Consider the following 19,858-nt stretch of genomic DNA (forward strand, 5'->3'; position numbering starts at 1 on the left):
AAAGGCAATCGCGATGACACGTGACACCCCGACACTTGCTATTCTTACATTCATTCTGACCATCGCATTTGCCTTGTCCCCCGCCCTGACACCGGGGTTCGCGGGCTATAGCCCGGACCAGTTTCCCGTGGTGCAGGATTTCTGGCCAATCCAGCCTGCAGGCTGGGCGTTCAGTATTTGGGGTGTGATCTACATTTGGCTGATCGCCGGCGCGGGATGGGGCCTGTGGAAGGCCCCGTTCGATCCAGACTGGCGCGCGATGCGGATGCCGCTTGCGGTCAGCCTTGGCATTGGCGTTTTTTGGGTGGCGGTTGCCAACGCCGCGCCGGTCCTTGCGACGGTGATGATCTTCGTGATGGCGGTCACGGCAATCATCGCGATGTTGCGCGCCGGGTCAGCCAACCGCGTCTGGCAGATGCGCCCCGTTGCGCTTTATGCCGGATGGCTAACGGCTGCGACTGGCGTCGGCACCGGCGTTGTGTTGGGGGGCTATGGGCTTCTGTCTCCACAAACGGCTGCCCTGACGATGCTGGTGGCTGTGTTGGCGGTGGCGCTTTGGGTGCAGTCGCTTCGGCAGGATGAATGGGGCTATCCACTTGCGATCATCTGGGCGCTGGCAGGTGTCATTGCCGCGAACGCAAGCAAAGGAAACTGGCTGATTATCGCACTTGCCACGGTTGGAATTGTTGCATTGGGGGCCCGCGTTCTTCAAGCCCAGCGCCGCTGAACGGAACGACTTGCAACCGTCATTTTGATCCACCCGCTGCTTTCGACCGTATCCATTCTAGCCCCGACACAGACGAAAGCGAGATCCGCCATGAAAAAGCTCATTGCCGCCCTGTCACTTGTCACGCTAGGCGCTTGCGCTGGTGCACCCAGCCTTGACGACGAAACGCTGTCCACACGCGAGTTGAACCTTGAAGAGTTCTTTGAAGGCACAACCGTTGCCCATGGCCAGTTCCAGGACCTGTTCGGAACCGTCGCGCGCCGCTTTGACGTGCAGATCAATGGAACTTGGGACGGACAGACCCTGACGCTTGTCGAAGATTTCACCTATGACGATGGCGCGACCGAACAGCGGGTTTGGACCCTTCGCAAAACCGGCGAAGACACGTGGACGGGGTCCGCCCCCGGCGTGCTGGGCGAGGCGAAAGGCGTCGAAAAAGGTGACACCTTCAATTGGGCCTACCGGATCGACCTGCCGATCAAAGACGGCACGATGCGGGTCGATTTCGACGATTGGATGTGGCTCATGACGGACGACCGCGTTCTCAACCGAGCTTACGTCTCGCGTTATGGCGTCAGGATCGGTGAAGCGATCATCGTTTTCGAAAAGACGTAGGCTCGATTGCGCTGCACCTGCGGCTCTGCCTGCATCTGAAGAAACCGTTCAGCCAGTTGAGCGTTTCTTAGTTGAGACACCCGACCAATCTGATCGCGTTCGATTTGACTTGAAGAAGTGGTGCCGCTGAGAGGACTCGAACCTCCGACCCCATCATTACGAATGACGTGCTCTACCAGCTGAGCTACAGCGGCCCACATGTTGCCGCATCGCTTGGCGATCTGGCAGCGTGCGGGTTTTTAGACGCGTGCAACCGCCAGCGCAAGTGGAATTCTTGCACATAGCTACCGTGGTTCGCGTGGTGTCGCGGCACGGGTCAACCTGTGCCCCAAGATGTCCGGGCAGGCGCAGAACGCCGCAGAGCTATCCGTTTGTCGCGCCCTTGGGCGTGGCTGAATCCGGCTCGATGATTTCAGCCTCGACCACATCTACGCCGTCCTGATCATCGGCCGCATCTTCGTCCGGTTCAAAGATATCAGGAACGTCGGTGGTTTCCCCAACGATCAGAGGCAGCATCTCTGCGCCACCTTGCATCGCCCCTTCGGTTTCGGGGGCTGGCTTCCAGGCCAATGTGTCAAACCCATCGCAGCCATCGCAGACCGGGGACCACGCAGCATGCACATGGTTGCAGTTCTCGCACACCCATTGCGGACCACGTGGGGCCGTGACAGCACGCGCCAGAAGCGCGCGAACCTTTTGATCCTCTGCGCCTTCGCCTCGTTCGATCGCAGCCAAAAGCGTCAGCGCGCGTTGACTGGGGATCGTGTCAGGCAGGTCGCCCAGCGCAGCGCGTGCCGTGGTGAAATCCTTGGCGGAAATATTCAGCTCGGTGACCAGCATTCGGGTTTCGGGGTCACCCTCGCGATGTTTGGTCAACGCGCGGAACCGGTTCAGCCGTTCAACCGGCGTTTCATCCGGTGCGATTTCAGCGAATGCGGCGGCAATATCGGGATGCGGTTGTGCCGTCCATGCCTTGACCAGAACGCGCGAGGCATATCGTGGCTTTCCCTTTTCAAGATAGGACCGCGCGGCCATCACGGCGGCGGGCACCAGATCGGGCGACAACTTGTTCGCTTCAATGGCTGCCTCGCGGGCTTCGACATCATTGCCTTCGTTCAGCACGCCTTTTGCCTCGGACAGGGCCAGAACAGCATCGCGCCGCTTGTGCACGTCTCGCGGCAGAGCGCCGTATTTCAGCTTTGCGCCCAACGTCTTGCGCGCCCCCGCCCAATCATTGTGACGGGCCTGCAAACCCAGCAGCACATCCTGAGTCTCAGTGTGGCGCGGTTTCAGAGCAAACGCTTTTTGCGCAAGCTTCATCGCCGTTTCGGTATCACCCTCTGCAAGCTTTTGTTTCATGATCCCGCGCACACCAACGAACTGGGTGCGTTCATCTTTCAAAAGTCGCTTGTAGACCTCTGCCGCTTTGCGCTTGTCACCCGCCATTTCAGCGGCCTGCGCTGTTAGCAGGTTCGTCAGTTCGGGGCGGCGCAGATATTTTTCGGCCCGCGCAGCCTTGGACACCGCAGCATTCCCTTCGCCAGAAGCCAGCGCCATCAGCCCTTCGGCCAACGCCTCGTAGCCTTTGCGTTCGCGCGAGCGGTCGAAATAGCGTGAGATCGCGGTTTCATCACCATTCACGAACCGAACGAAGGCAACCAGCAATCCCAACACCACGATGGCAAGCCAAATGGCCAGCACCAACAAGACCCCGGCAATCACGGCTTGAAGCGGCTCCAGATTGAACTCGGTCGCGCCAATGGCGACCCGAATACCACCGTCGGTTTCCATCAGAACCCCGGCGCCCAGCGTCAAAAGCGCGATTGCGGCAACGAAAAGAATAATCTTGAAAAGAGACCAAAGCATCGGCGCGTCCTTAATTGCTGTTCACGTGCTGGGCGAGCGCTTCGCCAGCCGCAAGTGCGTCCTTGCGGGCTGTCGCCTGCGCGATCCATGGCGCCAATTCAGGTTTTCCTGCATCGGGCATGGCCTCCAATTCGGTCAGGGCAACGTCAAGACGCCCCTCTTTCAACGCGGCCTCAGCCCGCGAGAGGATCGCGTCGGGATCATCGCCCTCTTTCGGCTCTAATGAACGCGCGCCCAATTGGGTGCGCAAAAAGGCCGTAACACGATCCATCGACCCATCCTCCACGGCCGCACGGACCGATGCGTCAAGCGCCGCACGCGCCGCTTCGGGGAAGGTCGCCTGCAGCGCTGATTGCGTGGGAACACCCTCATCCGCGTGGGCCAGCAAGGCAGGTGGCGCTTCGACGCTGGCATTTTGCGTCACGTCGAACAAAGCATCCCCATACGGGCGCCCGGTGGCCAGGGCTGCCATCACACGCGCCATCGCGGCACGGGCTGCGGCGGCTTTTGCCGCTTCTGCCGCGCTAACCTCAAGCGTTTGAGCGTTTTCCTGTGCGTCAGAAATGCGGGCCAGTTCGTCATCCAGCATCTGGCGCATTTGCTGCAATTCACGCTCATATGCAGCCGCCGCCGCAGCCGCCGCTTCCATACCCGACCCTTGGGGGAGTTTTTCGACCGTGTGAATGCGGTTCTCAAGCTCGACCAGCTTGGTGGACAGGCTATCGAACTGGGTGCGCATCTGAGCCAGCTCACCGCTCAATTCACCACGCATCTGATCCAAAGCGTCATCTGCTTGCAGGGCCGCCAAAGTCTCTGACTGTGCCGCGGTTGTGCCTTCCAGCGCGCTGACACTGTCGCCAAGTGACGACAACGCGGCTTGGACAGGATCGACATCGGGTTGCGCGGCAAAGGGCCATTGGTCCGGATAGCGCGCCGCGGCAAATCCCAACGCGGCGGCCACGGCACCGCCCAACAGCATCGGAAACACCACCGGGCGCGGCTTGGCGGACTGCACAGGGGGGGTGGTGACAGGCGCGGTGGGGCTTGGCTCTGGGTCAGGCTGGACATCCTCGGCAACCTCTTCACTCGGTTCGGCTGCTGGATCGTCACCCGCTGCTGGCGCCTGCTTGGCATGACCTTTGTCAGTGTCTTTTTGATCGTCGGTGGGCGCAGAGCCTTTTTCAGGCTCATCGACTTGCTGCGCGTCATCTGTGACAACGGCCTCTTCGACCTTGTCGGTTTTGTCCTTGGCTGTCTTGCGGGATTTGGCCAATTTCGGAACCCTTTCGAATCTCACCTAAAAATAACGCACTTGCACAGGTAGCTTAGCTTGCGACCTTGCTACGCTCAAGCAAGGTCAGGCTGTCAAGGCTGCGACAATCCTGCTCACCATTGCGGCCCCGGTCGGGGCTGGGGCGATCTCTGACCCTGCGCCTGTTTCAGATCGCCACGCATTCGCAGCCGCAGCGCTTATGGATATGACATGAAGCCCCGCACCTGCATGTGAAATGCTTTCCCCAACCAATCGTGCAGAACGGGGTGAATATAGGGGAAGGATGGCAGGCTTATCCCCTTCAAGCAACCGTCGCGCGTCATCCGTCAAAGGAATCGCTCTCTGGCGATACACCTGAAACCCTGTGCAAGGAACAGACAGATCGGCCAATTCCCCGGCGATGTCGCTGGCCACATGCGCGCCACGGAGATAGGCCACAGGAGCGTCTGGCACGGCGGTTTTCATCAACGGCAAAAGCGTCGCCGCGTCTGGTGCGCAAAGACGGAGATCGCCACCCGCCTCGATCACGGCTTGCGCGGTGCGTTCCCCCACGCAATAGACTGGTTTGCCCAACAGCGGACCCCGCACAGCGTGGGCCGATGTCACGACAAGCGTCGCGAACGGGGACAGATCCGGCCATGACCCGAGCGGCTCGATCGCCATCACGGGCGACATCACGCACGACAATGGTCCACCATATAGCGCCTTGATCTGTGAAACGACGCAACGCGCGCTTTCATCTGGACGTGTCAGGACAAGTGTCTTTTGGGTGGACATGGAAAGCCTGCCGGGATTGTCTCGTGTTCCGTGTGGTGTTACCCCGACCAGACCCCTTGCCGCAACCGACCCTGCACAGGCAGACCCAGACCATGACCGAAACCTTGACCATCCTTGGCTTGGAAAGCTCTTGCGACGATACGGCTGCGGCGGTGGTGCGTCAGGTCGATGCGCAAGTGCCCCAGATCCTGTCATCTGTCGTCGCGTCCCAAACCGATCTGCACGCGGATTTCGGCGGCGTTGTGCCTGAGATTGCGGCTCGGGCGCACACCGAAAAGCTGGATCTTTGCGTAGAACAGGCTCTAACGAAGGCAAATCTGAACCTTTCGGACATGGATGCCATCGCCGTAACCGCTGGCCCCGGCCTGATCGGAGGCGTTCTGGCTGGCGTCATGTGCGCCAAAGGTCTGGCGGCCGGGTCGGGCCTGCCCCTGATCGGAGTGAACCATCTCGCGGGTCACGCGCTGACCCCGCGCCTGACCGACCAGATCGCGTTTCCCTATCTGATGCTGCTCATTTCGGGCGGGCATTGCCAGTTTCTGATCGCCAAAGGCGCACAGGACTTCACCCGGCTTGGCGGCACAATTGACGACGCACCCGGCGAAGCCTTCGACAAGACGGCCAAGCTTTTGGCTCTTCCGCAACCCGGTGGCCCCTCGGTCGAGGCCGCGGCCCAGTCGGGCGACCCTTCCCGCTTTCGGTTCCCGCGCCCACTTTTGGACAGACCCGGTTGCGACATGAGCTTTTCCGGTTTGAAAACCGCACTTCTGCGAGAGCGGGACCGTCTGGTCGCTGAACACGGGGGCCTGCGCCGCGCAGATCGTGCCGACCTTTGCGCGGGCTTCCAAGCCGCGATCCGCGATGTTCTGGCCGAAAAATCTCGTCGCGCGTTGACCGAATACTTGGCGCTTGATCCGGCCAACGCGACCTTCGCCGTGGCAGGTGGCGTTGCAGCAAACCTAGCCATTCGGGCTGAATTAGAGACTGTTTGCGCAGAATTTGAGACCCGCTTTCTCGCCCCCCCATTGGCGCTTTGCACAGACAACGCCGCAATGATCGCCTGGGCCGGAATGGAACGCTTTCGTGCTGGCGACTGCGATGGCATGACCCTGCAAGCCAGACCACGATGGCCACTGGACCAACAGGCACCTGCCATGCTTGGATCGGGAAAGAAGGGGGCAAAGGCATGAGCATCTCGGTCATGGGCGCAGGCGCATTCGGCACAGCACTGGGCATTTCCTTGGCGCGCGACGGCCGCCCGATCACGCTTTGGGCGCGCGATCCATCCGATATGCAAGCGACCCGCCAGAACGAGCGCCGCTTGCCTGGGTTCGCCTTCCCGCAAAGCCTCTCTTTGACCGGGGATTTCTTGGCAGCCGCCGCAGCCGATGTGATCTTGCTGGCGGTTCCCATGCAACGCCTGTCCGAGTTTCTCGTCGCTCATCAGCATGCGTTGGAGGGCAAGACGCTCGTTGCCTGCTGTAAAGGAGTTGATCTTGAGACCGGACTTGGCCCGGCCGAGATCATCCGTCGCACCTGCCCAAGCGCGACCCCTGCCATCCTGTCCGGCCCCAGCTTTGCCGTCGATATCGCGGCCGGGTTGCCCACCGCGCTGACCTTGGCCGTAGCGAAGGACCAATCCCTGCAATCGACACTATCAACCGAGAACCTGCGGCTTTATCGCAGCGCTGACCTGATCGGAGTCGAGCTTGGCGGTGCGCTAAAGAATGTAGTGGCCATTGCGTGCGGTATCGCGATCGGAGCAGGGTTGGGCGAAAGCGCACGGGCTGCGTTGGTGACGCGCGGCTATGCCGAAATGCAGCGGTTTGCACTGGCCCGCGGCGCACGCGCTGAAACGCTTGCCGGATTGTCCGGCTTCGGAGATCTGGTGCTAACCTGCACTTCTGAGAAGTCGCGAAACTTCGCCTTTGGGCTTGCACTCGGGCAAGCACGCGACCTTCCCAAAGGCACCACGGTCGAAGGCAGAGCCACTGCAAAAGCAGTCTCTAATCAAGCCAAAAAGGATGGTCTGGACATGCCGATTGCCGACATGGTCGTGGCTGTTCTGGACAATCACCTGACAATCAAAGAGGCGGCAGAGTTGCTTCTGGCCCGCCCGCTCAAGGAGGAATGACATGCTTTTCGCACTGATCTGCACGGACAAACCCGGCGCCATCGAAACGCGCAAAGCCAATCGCGATGCGCATCTTACCTATCTCAAGGACACCGGCGTCGTCATGCAAGCTGGTCCCTTTCTGGATGCAGAGGGCATCATGTGCGGATCGCTTTTGATTTTGGACGTTCCCGATCGACAAGCTGCCAAGGCTTGGGCTGACAACGACCCCTATGCCAAGGCCGGGCTGTTTGACGATGTGCGGATCGAAGCTTGGAACAAGGTTGTGGGCTGATGGCATATTGGCTTTTCAAATCCGAAGTCTCGACCTGGAGCTGGGACCAGCAGGTTGCCAAAGGTGACGCGGGCGAAGAATGGGACGGCGTGCGCAACTATCAAGCCCGCAACAATATGCGTGCGATGAAAAAAGGTGATCTTGGGTTCTTCTATCACTCCCAGAAGGAAAAAGAGATCGTGGGCATCGTCGAAGTGATCGCCGAAAGCCACCCGGACAGCACGACCGATGATGATCGCTGGGATTGCGTGGACATCAAAGCCATTCGGCCGCTTGACCAACCGGTGACGCTTGCAATGTGCAAAGAAGACCCAAGACTTGCGGAAATGGCGCTGGTCAAGAACACGCGCCTGTCGGTTCAACCTGTCACGCAAGACGAATGGGACATCGTTCTATCCCTGTCCGAGGCGCCGACCGGCGACAAATCATAGGGTCCGTGCCATACTATTTGCTGAACGCGCAAATAGGAGGATAGGTTCATGCTTCAGGTCTTGGTGGCAGCCATTGGCGGCTATGCTTTCGGAGCGATTTGGTACATGGTGCTTGCTCAACGCTGGGTCAAAGCAACTGGCATTCAGGTCGACGAAGATGGAAAACCGGTCGACACTTCGCCCCTGCCTTTCATCGTGGCTTTTATCAGCGCGATTGTCGTCGCAGGCATGATGCGGCACATCTTTTTCATGGCCGGGATCGACGGAGTCGGCAAAGGCGCGATTACTGGTTTGGGACTGGGGCTGTTCATCGCTGCGCCGTGGATCGTGAACAACGTAATGTTCAGCGACCGAGACAAAAGCCTGATCTGGATAGATGGCGGCTATGCGGCGGGTGGCTGCACAGCGATCGGCCTTGTTCTGGGGCTGTTCTGATCTGAAAACAAAAAAGGAGGGGCCGACGTCTCAGACCCCTCCTTTCCACCCCACGTGCTCCCCAGCACCACACGTGTCTCTGTAAAAAAGGGTCCGGCCGTCCTAGCCTTCTCAAGCAACCTAGCGGCCAGTGCGTCTGGTTGCAACGATGCTTTGTAAGCAAACTTATTCAAAATCAACGTGTTAACGCTTTTTCAACAAAAAAGGCGCCGCCAAATTGGCCGCGCCCTTTGGAACCGTTTCAAAACTTAGCTGTAAACGGACTCTTTCCCGAAATGCTTGACCAGCATGTAATATACGACAGCGCGATACTTGTTACGTTCGCTGCGGCCATAGGTGTTGATCACGGCGTTGATGGCATCCATCAATTGCGGTCCGTCAGCCAAGCCAAGCTTCTTGACCAGAAAATTATCTTTGACGGTCTCAAGTTCGCTATCTTGACCCGCTGCGACGGTCGACGCATCGGCGTTGTAAATCGCAGGGCCGCAGCCGATGGTAACCTTTGTCAAAAGGTCCATATCCGGTGTCATGCCACACTTCGTTTTCAGATCGTCAGCATATTTGGCGATCAGTTCGTCACGTTTACCCATTTCGGTCTCCCATAGTTACTAACGGGCCAAGCCCAATCCATGCCAAAGACTAGGCTCAAAACGGGCTCTATCAAAGGAAAAGTTTACCTTTGTATTCCCCCTATGTTTCCCCGCGGTTTTCGCGCAGGATGGTTGCGACACCAATTTTTTAGTCATGGAGGTAACAATGGGTCTATGGAGTTTTGTGAAAGGCGCGGGAAAATCGCTTTTCGGAGGCGGTGATGAAGGCGCATCCGCTGACACGCTGAACAAGGAAGTGGCCGATCTTGGCATCGACACATCCAGCTTGGACATCAAGGTGGACGGCGAGAAAGTCACCGTAAAAGGCGGCGAAAACCTAAGTGCGGAAGATCGCGAGAAGGTCATTCTGGCGGTCGGCAACGTCGAAGGCGTCGCCGAGGTCGAAGCCGATCTTGAGGGCGAGCCGACATTCCACACTGTCGAAAAAGGTGACACACTTTGGGCGATCGCTGAAAAAACCATGGGCAATGGCGCGCACTACAAAAAAATCTTCGAGGCCAACAAGCCAATGTTGAAAGATCCTGACCTGATTTATCCGGGCCAGAAGCTGCGCATCCCCAGCTGATCTGCACTGTTCGTATTCAAAGCGGTCCGTCTTGGCGCGGGCCGCTTTTTTTGTTGCCATATCCCCCTGCGGCAATTTTTGACTTGTGACAAAAGGGAAGTCGCTGTCTGATCCCACGAAACTTGCAAGCGAGGACATAAGACAAGATGGCATCATATCTAAAATCCACTCCGACCCGTGACGGCATGTTCGGCAATTACGGTGGCGCGATGCTGCCCCCGCCGTTGGAGCCTCATTTCAAGGAAATTCGCGAGGCGTATGACCGCATCTCAAAATCAGCCGATTTCATCGCCGAGCTGCGCCATATCCGCAAACATTTCCAGGGGCGGCCCACGCCGATCTCTTACCTCAAGAACCTGTCGAACCTGTCAAATGGTGCACAGATTTACGCCAAGCGCGAAGATCTGAACCACACGGGCGCGCACAAGCTGAACCACTGTATGGGCGAGGGTTTGCTGGCCAAGTTCATGGGCAAGAAAAAGCTGATGGCCGAAACTGGTGCGGGGCAACACGGGGTCGCCTTGGCGACCGCTGCCGCCTATTTCGGGCTGGAATGCGAAATTCACATGGGCGAAATCGACATTGCCAAAGAAGCCCCGAACGTTACCCGGATGAAGCTGTTGGGCGCTGAAGTTGTGCCTGTGGGGTTCGGCGGACGTTCGCTGAAAGAGGCTGTGGACAGCGCCTTTGAAAGCTATATGGGTCAGGCGGACACCGCCCTTTTCGCCATCGGGTCGGTCGTCGGCCCCCATCCCTTCCCGCTGATCGTGCGTGATTTTCAGCATATCGTGGGCGTCGAATCCCGTGAACAATTCCTTGAGATGACCGGCGGTCTGCCGGATATGGTCGCGGCTTGTGTCGGCGGCGGCTCGAACGCGATGGGCCTGTTTTCAGGCTTTATCGACGATGAAGACGTATCGCTGCATGGGGTGGAGCCGATGGGCACCTCGTCCAAGCTGGGCGATCACGCCGCGACCATCTCGTTCGGTGAAGATGGCGATATCCACGGCTTCCGCACCATGGTTCTGAAGGACGAAAAGGGTGATCCCGCGCCTGTGCACACGGTCGCCTCGGGTCTGGATTACCCCGGTGTCGGGCCAGAGCACGCGCATCTCTATCGCACTGGTAAGGCCAACTATACCTCTGCCAATGACAAAGAGGCGCTGGATGCTTTCTATGCGCTCAGCCGCCACGAAGGGATCATTCCAGCCTTGGAAAGCGCCCATGCGGTGGCCTTCGCGATGCGCGAAGCGCCGAAAAACCCCGGCAAGTCGATCCTGATCAACCTGTCGGGCCGTGGCGATAAAGACATCGACTATGTGACCGAGACGTTCGGATTTGGTGACTAATCCAGCTTGGCCCTGCACCCGCAATGGTGTGGGGCCATTCTATCGGCAAAAGCCCCAGCCGGTGTTCTCCAGATGAAAATGGTCGGCGTGCAGTTGATTATAGTCTGGCCCAAGCACCAGCCGAAACCAGTCGCATGACCCACGCCAAATGCGTCGCAGAAACGCTGCTTCGGGGCCGTCGCTATCCCAATCTTCTAGCAATGTCAGACGCCGACCATCGGTCAGCCGCACACCTGTGATGTCGATGGCATTGGCCTTGGCATGGCTGCTCCACCGTCCGTCTGATCCGCGACTGGTGCGCATCTTACGGCAGTTATAGCTGCCGATCTGTGTGATCGCGGCGACTTCGCTGCCCAGCACTTCGCGTGCAGCGGGTTGAACCACGTGCTCCTCCCACATCGCCAGACGCAAAGCCGTGGCGCAGCGCGTTTCGACCCTATTCAACCGCGAATTGGCCAAACCCGACAACTGCCCACGCCCCGCGATGCCACAGTTTTCGTCCACTTCAAGGTCGCTCATCGACGCAAACGCGACACCCGCTTGATCCAGAACGGCGCGGCATTCCGCAATATCACCCAGCGCGCGCATCATCTGAACGCGAGTGACAAACGTGACCGGGGCGGCGACTGTCAGCCGTTTCGTTGGGTTCCAATGATCTGGCAATGGCCCATCGGGTCGTAGCAACACCCACAGCGCCACAAGACCGAACAGCGCGGCTGAGAAAACCACCGACAAAACAGACAGCGCCGCCCAACGTAGACCGGGGCGGCGCTGTTTTTCTTCGCTCATCGCGCAGAATCAGTAACGATAATGCTCGGGCTTATACGGCCCTTCGGGCGTAACGCCGATATAGGAGGCCTGCTCGCTGCTCAGCTTGGACAGCTTCACGCCGATCCGGTCCAGATGCAGACGGGCGACTTTTTCGTCCAGATGCTTGGGCAGGATGTAGACATCGTTCTTGTATTCGTCGCCTTTGGTCCAGAGCTCGATCTGCGCCAGCACTTGGTTGGTGAACGAGGCCGACATCACGAAGGACGGGTGGCCGGTGGCATTGCCAAGGTTCAGAAGACGGCCTTCGGACAGAAGGATCAGACGGTTGCCCGAAGGCATCTCGATCATGTCCACCTGTTCTTTGATATTGGTCCATTTGTGGTTCTTCAGGCTGGCAACTTGGATTTCGTTGTCGAAGTGACCGATATTGCCAACGATCGCCATGTCCTTCATCGCGCGCATATGCTCGATTCGGATCACGTCCTTGTTGCCGGTGGTGGTGATGAAGATGTCAGCGTCCGCCACGGCGTCTTCCAGCGTCACGACCTCGAACCCGTCCATCGCGGCTTGCAGCGCACAAATAGGGTCGATTTCGGTGACTTTCACACGAGCGCCGGCACCGGCGAGCGATGCGGCAGAACCCTTGCCAACGTCACCGTAACCACAAACAACGGCGACCTTGCCAGCCATCATCGTGTCGGTGGCGCGGCGGATGCCGTCGACCAGCGATTCCTTACAGCCGTATTTGTTGTCGAATTTCGACTTGGTGACGGAGTCGTTCACGTTGATCGCGGGGAACGGCAGTTGGCCTTGCTTCACCAGATCATACAGGCGGTGAACGCCGGTGGTGGTTTCCTCGGACACACCTTTGATCTGGTCGCGCATCTTGGTGAACCAACCCGGGCTGGCCTTCATACGCTTCTTGATCTGCGCGAAAACCGCCACTTCCTCTTCCGAGGTGGGCGTTTCGATCAGGTCCGTTTCACCGTTTTCAACACGTGCGCCCAGCAGGATGTAAAGCGTCGCGTCCCCGCCATCGTCCAGGATCAGGTTCGGCCCGTCAGGGAACATGAACGAGCGGTCCAGGTAATCCCAATGCTCTTCCAGTGACTGACCCTTGATCGCATAGACCGGCGTGCCACCCGCAGCAATCGCCGCAGCGGCGTGGTCTTGGGTCGAGAAGATGTTGCACGACGCCCAGCGCACATCAGCGCCGAGCGCCACCAGCGTTTCGATCAACACGGCTGTTTGAATGGTCATATGCAGCGACCCAACGATGCGCGATCCCTTCAATGGTTTGCTCTCGCCATATTCGTCGCGCAAAGCCATCAGGCCCGGCATTTCAGTTTCGGCAATATCCAGCTCCTTGCGGCCAAATTCAGCAAGGTTGATGTCTTTTACAATATAGTCTTTGGTCACGGTGTTTCTCCGATACAGAACCCAATGCGGTTGGCAGGTGCCGTATCATTCTATTGACGTGCTGGCAATCAAGCCTGATTGACTCGGGGTTCAAAAACACCAGAGTGCGGCCCTGAACACGCGAGGAGAACACCAAAATGCCCAAACAGCCCCGCGCATGGCAACGAATGCTGTCTGGTCGCCGTCTGGACCTGCTGGACCCGACCCCGATGGATATCGAGATCGAGGACATCGCCCACGGGCTGGCCTTTGTTGCGCGTTGGAACGGGCAGACCCATGGCGATTTTCCCTATTCGGTCGCCGAACATTCGCTGCTGGTCGAGGCGCTTTTTTCCCGCATGAACCCCAAAGCGCCCGTCAAATGGCGTCTGGCCGCGCTTCTACATGACGCGCCGGAATATGTGATTGGCGACATGATCTCTCCGGTCAAATCGGCCGTCGGCCCGGCGTATGGAGAGCTGGATGACCGGCTGATGGCAGCCATACACATCAAGTTCGGCCTACCCGCCAAGCTGCCAGAAGCGATCAAGAAGGCGATCAAGAAAGCCGACCGGATATCTGCGTGGCTTGAGGCCACCCAGATCGCGGGCTTCACGGTTGAGGAATCCAACAGGTTTTTCGGCACGCCGGACCCCAACCAGATTGCGGGCATGTCCATTACGCTCCGCCCGCCCGCAGAGGTTCGGCGCGACTTTACCTCGCGCCACAACGATCTTCTGGGGCAGATGGCATGATCACCACGCGACAGGCGCGCCCCGCAGACGCGCAAGCCATGTGCGACCTGTTGAACCCGATCATCCGCGAAGGGTCCACGACCGCGCACCGATCAGTATTCGACGCAGAGCGGATGCGCGTCACGCATATAGATGAACCACGACTGATCCGCACGACGCTGGCGTTTGACGGTGATGATCTGCTGGGATTTCAACTGCTGGAATGGTCAGATCCAGCCTATGACGGTCCCGAGGCCTTGCCCGATGACTGGGCCGTCATTGCAAGCTTTGTGCGCACGGGACTGCAGGGGCGAGGCGTTGGGCAAGTGTTGTGGCGGGACACGCTGCTGGCCGCCAAGCGGGCGAAGGTGAAGGCCATAGATGCCAGCATCCGCACAGATAACCTGTCGGGTTTGGCCTACTACTCGAAGCTCGGATTTAGAGACTATTCCAGCATAAATGGCATGGTTTTGTCGGATGGATCCGTGGTCGATAAGACGCGCAAGCGGTTTGATATCGCCTAGGCGCAGGTTTGCCCCTGCCGCCCGGTCGCATTGCGCCACCCCACGAACCGTTCGCGGTTGAAGGTCAGCACCAGATCATCCCATTGCAACTGTTGGGTTACACTGCTCGGGCAGCCTGCCAGCGACAGTGCAACGTGGCGGCCAAGCTCGCGATCCAGGGCGGGCAAGACCCCCTTGGGGGAACGCCCGAAGTCGATGCGCTTGCCGATCGGGTCAACCTGAAGCCCTGCAACATCCGGGCGAAAGACTACGTCGCTGCGCTTTTGTACCGGCGTCCCACCCGGCGACACACACGCCGTCAGGCCGAGTGTCATTGCCAGCACAACACGCAGCCGCATCACTTCGGGCTTCGCTTGGCCAGAATCCGCTGCAAGGTGCGGCGATGCATGTTCAGCCGCCGCGCCGTTTCAGACACATTGCGGTCGCACAGCTCATAGACGCGCTGAATATGTTCCCACCGCACGCGATCTGCCGACATCGGGTTTTCAGGCGGCGGCGGAAGCTCGTCTGATCTGGCCAGAAGAGCATTGGTGATGTCGTTTGCATCGGCGGGCTTCGAAAGATAATCCGTCGCACCAAGCTTTACCGCGGACACGGCCGTCGCGATCGCACCATAGCCGGTTAGAATCACAATCCGCGCGTCTGGGCGTTTTTCTCGAATGGTCTCAACAACATCCAACCCGTTGCCATCGTCCAGCCGGAGGTCCACCACGGCATAAGCAGGGGGGCGGGCTGTGGCAATCGCCTTGCCTGCCGCGACTGAGCCAGCTGTTTCGGGTGCAAATCCGCGTTTTTCCATGGCGCGCGCGAGGCGTCGCAGAAACGGCTCATCGTCGTCTACAAGAAGCAGAGTGGCGTCTTCACCGATTGCTTCCAGGTCCTGTGCCGTCATCAGACTACCCTCCGGTTCGCGTCCATATTCAACTTTACCTATGCATTGCGTGCCTTAAGGTCAAATCAAACGCGACGTCGTCGGCTATTCTTTAGACGCATCAATGAAACATCCGACACGATCCGCCATGCCTTCCGGCGTTTCGTCACGCTTGAAGAATTCCAAAAAGCCTGTCTGGGGCAGAACCAGATAGGTGAAGGTCGAATGGTCCATCAGGTAGTATTCTTCCTGGCCTTCTTCCGGTTCTTGTTTGCGATAATAGGTCTTGTAGGCCTGACTGGCGGCTTTGACCTGCTCGGGCGTGCCTGTCAGGCCGATCATGTCATCGTGCATGTAGCTTGTAAAATCGGCCAGTTGCTCGGGCGTGTCGCGTTCCGGGTCGACCGAGATGAACACAGCCTGCGCGTCATAGCCGCGCTCTTGCAACAGACGCAGCGCGGCGGCGTTGCGGGCATTGTCCAGCGGGCAAACGTCAGGACAGAAGGTATAGCCGAAATACAGCAGTGTGGGCTTGGTGATCACATCCGTGTCGGTAACCTGCTTGCCAGTTTCGTCGATCAGTTCAAACGGCCCACCGATCGAGGCGACACCTGTCCCCACTGCGCTTGCACGGCATTGCGCGAATTTGTCTCCATCACCTGATGTGACATACCACGTCGCCCCCAGAAGTGCGGCGATGGCGATGGCCCCGGTTGCAGCATAAACGCGCAGCATTGGCTTTCTCCTTGATTTCCTGACAGCATTGATCCGTCTTTTACTCAGGACTAACAAGGGTCCAGAATGACGCAAGCCGAAACAGCAGGTCGTGGATCACAAATGAATGAAGATCGCCTTGGCGCCCCGCTCAATCTACAGGTTGACGGGGCCAATAGTCCGGCAACGGGCCGGTGGGTGCGGTTGCGCACGCTTATCGTGCTGCGCTGGGCGGCAATCATTGGTCAGATCTCGGCTATCATCGTTTCGATCTATGTGTTTTCGCTGGATATCCAGATCGGGCTTGCCGCGATTGTCATCGGCATGGCGGTGATTGCCAACCTTGTTTCGCTGTCTGTCTATCCAAAGAACGCGCGCATGAACGAACGGCAAGCCACGCTGATGTTGATCTTTGACACGCTTCAGCTTGCGTCGATGGTGTTTCTTGCCGGCGGGTTGCACAACCCCTTCATGGTGTTGATCGTGGCGCCTGTCACCGTGGCCGCCACGGCTTTGTCCACGCGGGCCACCGTTATCGTTGGCAGCGTCGCGATTGCGGCCACGACGATTGTTGCCGACTTCAACATTCCCTTGCAGACCCAGATGGGCACCACCGTGCGGATGCCGGAACTGTTCGTGTTTGGCTTGTGGGTCGCTGTTGTGACCTCGATCGTGTTTGTCGGGCTTTACACGCGCCGCATTGCCTCCGAAGTGCAGTCAATGTCCGCAGCGCTTTTGGCCACTCAGATGGCTTTATCGCGGGAACAGAGCCTAACGGACCTTGGCGGTGTCGTCGCGGCAGCGGCCCACGAGCTTGGCACGCCGCTTGCGACGATCAAACTTGTGGCCTCTGAGCTGTCAGAGGAACTTGATGGCCAGAAAGATCAGCAAGACGATGCCATTTTGATCGGCGAACAGGCTGACCGGTGCCGCGACATTCTGCAATCCATGGGCCGCGCGGGCAAAGATGACATGCTGGTCAAAAGCATGCCCTTGGTCGCCTTGATCGAAGAGGCGGCCGAACCCCACCGGGACCGTGGCAAGCTGCTTGAGGTTTCTGTCGTTGCCGAATGCACAGACCCGGCAGACCAACCCGTCATCGCCCGTCAGCCCGAAATCATTCACGGACTGCGCAATCTTATCCAGAACGCCGTCGATTTTGCCGCAACGACGGTGTGGATCGAGCTTGGCTGGACTGATGATGAAATCAAGTTGCGCATCATCGATGATGGTCGCGGGTATTCGCCGCAAGTCATCGGCTGGATCGGAGACCCCTTCATACGCGGCCGCAAAGCAGTGCAGGACCGTGGCCAGCGGCGGGAATACAAGGGAATGGGACTTGGTTTGTTTATTGCAAAAACCCTGCTGGAACGCACAGGTGCCAGCCTGAGCTTCGCAAATGGCACCGAGCCCTATACAGGCCGGCCCCACCCGCGTGAAAAATCCGGGGCGATCGCTCAGGTTGTTTGGCCGCGCGATGATGATGGGATCGACTACAAGCCGTTTGGCGGCGGCTTGGGGGAAAATATGCCGTTCAACATCTAAAGGCGCGCGTTACCACGTCCGTTCGACTTTGGTTAAAGCTTAATTAACCATCCCGTTGCTAGGCTGAGACCTGTTCCAGAAACGGGCCATCTGTGCCCGGCATTTCAAACGGGGTTAAAATGTTCAACACGGTCCTTTCCATCGGTCTTGTCCTGGCTGCATTCTGTGTCGCGTTTACTGCGCTTTTTGCCCTGTCGATCGTCGAAACGCGCCGCAAGAAGACGTTGCGCCGCGAAGCGACCCTTACCGACGGCGCGATGGTCTTCATGTTTGACGATGACCGAATGGTCGATGCCACACCTGCCGCCTCGCAGCTTATGGCGTCAGGTCCACGCTATGAAAAAACATCGGACTGGGGACATCTTGCCAACATGCTCGGCGCGCGGTTTCCAAATCTGACCGAACAAATGGGCGATCTGGCCGAACTGGGAAAACTGACGCTGACCGCGTCAGATGGTGGAAACAGAATCAAGGCAGAATGGCGCGACGGGCTGGCCCGCATCGAACTTGTCGATCTGGAAGGTGGCAGCAGCGCTATGCCTATGGACCGCCTTGGTTTCGAGGCGATGCAGCACGAATTGAACTGCCTGCGCGCCACCGCCCAGCATGTGCCCCTGATGGTCTGGCGCGAAAACCAGCAGGGGGTCATCACTTGGGCAAACCGTGCCTATCTGGATATGGCAACGTCGGCGATGGACCCGGACGACATAGCCGCTTGGCCGCCGAAGCAAATTTTTGAACACGCGCACCTGACGGATGCGAGCGAGCTGGACCAGCCGCGCCGCGTGGCGGTGCAGCTTCACGACGATGACACACGCCACTGGTTTGATTTGCATGCCGTCCAAGCTGGTGATGAAACGCTTTTTACCGCTGTTCCGGCAGACAAGGTCGTGCATGCCGAAAGCACCTTGTCCGAATTCGTCACCACCCTGACAAAAACCTTTGCACACTTGCCCATCGGGCTGGCGATCTTCGACCGCAAGCGGCAGTTGACACTGTTTAACCCAGCATTGACCGATCTTGTGACTTTGCCGATTGATTTTCTCGTTGGCAAACCCCGGCTGTTTACATTTCTGGACCGCTTGCGGGAAAAGCGCATGATGCCGGAGCCAAAGGACTATATGTCATGGCGGCAGCAGATGTCCGACCTCGAAGCCGCGGCGGTAAATGGAACCTATGAAGAAACCTGGGCTCTTCCAACAGGGCAAACCTATCGGGTCACGGGGCGGCCGCACCCAGACGGTGCCGTTGCGTTTCTGTTCGAAGACATCACCGCCGAAATCTCGCTGACGCGCCGTTTCCGTGCAGAGCTTGAGATGGGTCAATCGGCATTGGACAGCTTCGGCGATGCAGTCGCCATCTTTTCGGCGGGTGGCGTTCTGTCCATGTCTAACAAGGCCTACGATCAGCTTTGGGGCAACGATCCTTCGATTTCGCTGGCAGATGTCAATCTGGGCGATGCGATCAGCACTTGGCGCCAGACCAGCATGGAAACACCCGTTTGGAACCAGCTCAAGGAATTTGTCGCAACAAACGGAAAGCGCACGGAATGGTCCGCCCGCGTAAACCTGCGCGATGGTCGAGTGTTGGAGGCCCAGTTTGTCCCGATGGTGCGTGGTGCAACGATGGCGCGGTTCCACCTTCTGGACGCATTGCCTCAATTCGGCGCGCTCGATATCGACAGGCTGCCCGCCGAGGCCTGAACGGGCTTGCGTCACCGTGACAGAGGGCTAAAACTCCTGTTATGTCTCAGGCCTTCCATCAGCAGGTTCAATTCCGCTCCCCCGAAGAAACAGCAGGTTTTGCAGCCCGGTTTTCGCAATGCTTGAAGCAGGGCGATGTGATCTTGCTTGAAGGCAGTATCGGCGCTGGAAAAACACATTTCGCGCGCGCCCTGATACAAACGCGACTGGCCGCAGCCAGTGCGATGGAAGATGTGCCTTCCCCGACCTTCACCTTGGTGCAGACCTACGACGACGGATGCTGCGAGATTTGGCATGCTGACCTGTATCGCCTTACCCATCCCGACGAAGTCGAGGAATTGGGCCTGCTGGCTGCCTTTGAAACTGCAATTTGCCTTGTGGAATGGCCCGATCGACTGGGCAACCTTGCCCCGCCAAGCGCACTGAAACTGACATTTGAAATGGTGCCGGACCCGGTCGAACACGAGCACCGCCTTGTCACGATCAGCAGCGCCAATCTTCAATGGCAATCCCGCGTCGAAGCGGCCCTGCGCTCATGACC

Annotated in this window: 23 protein-coding genes and 1 tRNA gene; 14 read left to right on the forward strand and 10 right to left on the reverse strand. The window is 58.6% G+C overall.

The features are described 5' to 3' along the window. Positions 1–13 precede the first annotated feature (13 nt). Positions 14–727, forward strand: coding sequence for a hypothetical protein (locus tag ACXYMP_RS01265; protein WP_298566835.1), 714 nt, complete (start codon positions 14–16; stop codon positions 725–727). A gap of 90 nt (positions 728–817) precedes the next feature. Further along, on the forward strand, positions 818–1,342 hold the full coding sequence (locus ACXYMP_RS01270; RefSeq protein WP_298566836.1) for a DUF3833 domain-containing protein: 525 nt from the start codon (positions 818–820) through the stop codon (positions 1,340–1,342). Positions 1,343–1,460: 118 nt separating this feature from the next. Here ACXYMP_RS01270 and ACXYMP_RS01275 read toward each other — a convergent pair. The 4 genes from ACXYMP_RS01275 to ACXYMP_RS01290 all read right to left on the reverse strand — a co-directional run bounded on the left by ACXYMP_RS01275 (position 1,461) and on the right by ACXYMP_RS01290 (position 5,258). Next, positions 1,461–1,536 (reverse strand) — tRNA-Thr (locus tag ACXYMP_RS01275). 169 nt (positions 1,537–1,705) lie between these two features. Further along, entirely contained in the window at positions 1,706–3,208 is a 1,503-nt protein-coding gene (locus ACXYMP_RS01280; protein WP_298566837.1) for a heme biosynthesis protein HemY, read from the reverse strand. Positions 3,209–3,218: 10 nt separating this feature from the next. After that, entirely contained in the window at positions 3,219–4,481 is a 1,263-nt protein-coding gene (locus ACXYMP_RS01285; protein ID WP_458903836.1) for a COG4223 family protein, read from the reverse strand. An 84-nt stretch (positions 4,482–4,565) separates the two neighbouring features. Then, positions 4,566–5,258, reverse strand: a complete 693-nt coding sequence (locus tag ACXYMP_RS01290) for a uroporphyrinogen-III synthase (protein WP_298566839.1) — start codon at positions 5,256–5,258, stop codon at positions 4,566–4,568. Positions 5,259–5,350: 92 nt separating this feature from the next. Between ACXYMP_RS01290 and tsaD the strand changes: the two genes are divergently transcribed. Genes tsaD through ACXYMP_RS01315 form a run of 5 tightly spaced genes read left to right on the forward strand, consistent with a single transcriptional unit; the run spans position 5,351 to position 8,532 of the window. Continuing rightward, on the forward strand, positions 5,351–6,448 hold the full coding sequence (gene tsaD / locus ACXYMP_RS01295; protein WP_458903838.1) for a tRNA (adenosine(37)-N6)-threonylcarbamoyltransferase complex transferase subunit TsaD: 1,098 nt from the start codon (positions 5,351–5,353) through the stop codon (positions 6,446–6,448). Then, the gene (locus ACXYMP_RS01300; protein ID WP_298566841.1) at positions 6,445–7,392 is read left to right on the forward strand and encodes an NAD(P)H-dependent glycerol-3-phosphate dehydrogenase; all 948 of its coding nucleotides are present in this window, start codon (positions 6,445–6,447) and stop codon (positions 7,390–7,392) included. Before tsaD ends, ACXYMP_RS01300 begins: the two co-directional genes overlap by 4 nt. Before the next feature lies 1 nt (position 7,393). After that, complete coding sequence (locus tag ACXYMP_RS01305; RefSeq protein WP_458903841.1) at positions 7,394–7,666, forward strand: YciI family protein; 273 nt, start codon at positions 7,394–7,396, stop codon at positions 7,664–7,666. Further along, complete coding sequence (locus ACXYMP_RS01310; protein ID WP_298566843.1) at positions 7,666–8,097, forward strand: EVE domain-containing protein; 432 nt, start codon at positions 7,666–7,668, stop codon at positions 8,095–8,097. Before ACXYMP_RS01305 ends, ACXYMP_RS01310 begins: the two co-directional genes overlap by 1 nt. A 48-nt stretch (positions 8,098–8,145) precedes the next feature. Further along, positions 8,146–8,532 (forward strand): DUF1761 domain-containing protein, encoded by a 387-nt coding sequence (locus ACXYMP_RS01315; RefSeq protein ID WP_298566845.1) that lies wholly within the window; start codon positions 8,146–8,148, stop codon positions 8,530–8,532. Between the two features lie 248 nt (positions 8,533–8,780). Here the strand turns inward: ACXYMP_RS01315 and ACXYMP_RS01320 are convergent, their stop codons facing one another. Beyond that, positions 8,781–9,122: a DUF2853 family protein gene (locus ACXYMP_RS01320; RefSeq protein ID WP_458903843.1), complete on the reverse strand. Its 342-nt coding sequence runs from the start codon at positions 9,120–9,122 to the stop codon at positions 8,781–8,783. A gap of 166 nt (positions 9,123–9,288) precedes the next feature. Between ACXYMP_RS01320 and lysM the strand changes: the two genes are divergently transcribed. Both lysM and trpB read left to right on the forward strand, forming a co-directional pair. Beyond that, positions 9,289–9,708 carry a peptidoglycan-binding protein LysM gene (lysM, locus tag ACXYMP_RS01325; RefSeq protein WP_298566847.1) on the forward strand — a complete coding sequence of 140 codons (420 nt, stop codon included), beginning with the start codon at positions 9,289–9,291 and terminating at the stop codon, positions 9,706–9,708. Positions 9,709–9,854: 146 nt separating this feature from the next. Further along, positions 9,855–11,057, forward strand: a complete 1,203-nt coding sequence (gene trpB / locus ACXYMP_RS01330) for a tryptophan synthase subunit beta (protein ID WP_298566848.1) — start codon at positions 9,855–9,857, stop codon at positions 11,055–11,057. Between the two features lie 39 nt (positions 11,058–11,096). Here the strand turns inward: trpB and ACXYMP_RS01335 are convergent, their stop codons facing one another. Together ACXYMP_RS01335 and ahcY are read right to left on the reverse strand one after the other, a co-directional pair. Further along, positions 11,097–11,846 (reverse strand): extensin-like domain-containing protein, encoded by a 750-nt coding sequence (locus tag ACXYMP_RS01335; RefSeq protein WP_458903845.1) that lies wholly within the window; start codon positions 11,844–11,846, stop codon positions 11,097–11,099. 9 nt (positions 11,847–11,855) lie between these two features. After that, complete coding sequence (gene ahcY / locus ACXYMP_RS01340) at positions 11,856–13,247, reverse strand: adenosylhomocysteinase (RefSeq protein ID WP_458903847.1); 1,392 nt, start codon at positions 13,245–13,247, stop codon at positions 11,856–11,858. A 137-nt stretch (positions 13,248–13,384) separates the two neighbouring features. Here ahcY and ACXYMP_RS01345 point away from each other — a divergent pair, with 137 nt between their 5' ends. Together ACXYMP_RS01345 and ACXYMP_RS01350 are read left to right on the forward strand one after the other, a co-directional pair. After that, positions 13,385–13,981 carry an HD domain-containing protein gene (locus tag ACXYMP_RS01345; protein WP_458903849.1) on the forward strand — a complete coding sequence of 199 codons (597 nt, stop codon included), beginning with the start codon at positions 13,385–13,387 and terminating at the stop codon, positions 13,979–13,981. Beyond that, positions 13,978–14,484, forward strand: coding sequence for a GNAT family N-acetyltransferase (locus tag ACXYMP_RS01350; RefSeq protein WP_458903851.1), 507 nt, complete (start codon positions 13,978–13,980; stop codon positions 14,482–14,484). Before ACXYMP_RS01345 ends, ACXYMP_RS01350 begins: the two co-directional genes overlap by 4 nt. Here ACXYMP_RS01350 and ACXYMP_RS01355 read toward each other — a convergent pair. The 3 genes from ACXYMP_RS01355 to ACXYMP_RS01365 form a co-directional block, all read right to left on the reverse strand. Then, positions 14,481–14,822, reverse strand: a complete 342-nt coding sequence (locus ACXYMP_RS01355) for a hypothetical protein (protein WP_298566853.1) — start codon at positions 14,820–14,822, stop codon at positions 14,481–14,483. The two genes, ACXYMP_RS01350 and ACXYMP_RS01355, sit on opposite strands and share 4 nt — an antisense overlap. After that, positions 14,822–15,376: an ActR/PrrA/RegA family redox response regulator transcription factor gene (locus ACXYMP_RS01360; RefSeq protein WP_298566854.1), complete on the reverse strand. Its 555-nt coding sequence runs from the start codon at positions 15,374–15,376 to the stop codon at positions 14,822–14,824. The genes ACXYMP_RS01355 and ACXYMP_RS01360 overlap by 1 nt, the downstream gene beginning before the upstream one ends. Before the next feature lie 84 nt (positions 15,377–15,460). Next, entirely contained in the window at positions 15,461–16,090 is a 630-nt protein-coding gene (locus ACXYMP_RS01365) for an SCO family protein (protein WP_458903854.1), read from the reverse strand. Between the two features lie 102 nt (positions 16,091–16,192). Between ACXYMP_RS01365 and regB the strand changes: the two genes are divergently transcribed. The 3 genes from regB to tsaE all read left to right on the forward strand — a co-directional run bounded on the left by regB (position 16,193) and on the right by tsaE (position 19,856). Beyond that, positions 16,193–17,614, forward strand: a complete 1,422-nt coding sequence (gene regB / locus ACXYMP_RS01370) for a sensor histidine kinase RegB (RefSeq protein ID WP_458905281.1) — start codon at positions 16,193–16,195, stop codon at positions 17,612–17,614. Between the two features lie 119 nt (positions 17,615–17,733). Next, positions 17,734–19,317, forward strand: coding sequence for a PAS-domain containing protein (locus ACXYMP_RS01375; RefSeq protein ID WP_458903856.1), 1,584 nt, complete (start codon positions 17,734–17,736; stop codon positions 19,315–19,317). Between the two features lie 41 nt (positions 19,318–19,358). Further along, on the forward strand, positions 19,359–19,856 hold the full coding sequence (gene tsaE / locus ACXYMP_RS01380; RefSeq protein ID WP_298566858.1) for a tRNA (adenosine(37)-N6)-threonylcarbamoyltransferase complex ATPase subunit type 1 TsaE: 498 nt from the start codon (positions 19,359–19,361) through the stop codon (positions 19,854–19,856). Positions 19,857–19,858: the final 2 nt, after the last annotated feature.

Source organism: Aliiroseovarius sp. CAU 1755, assembly GCF_054482655.1.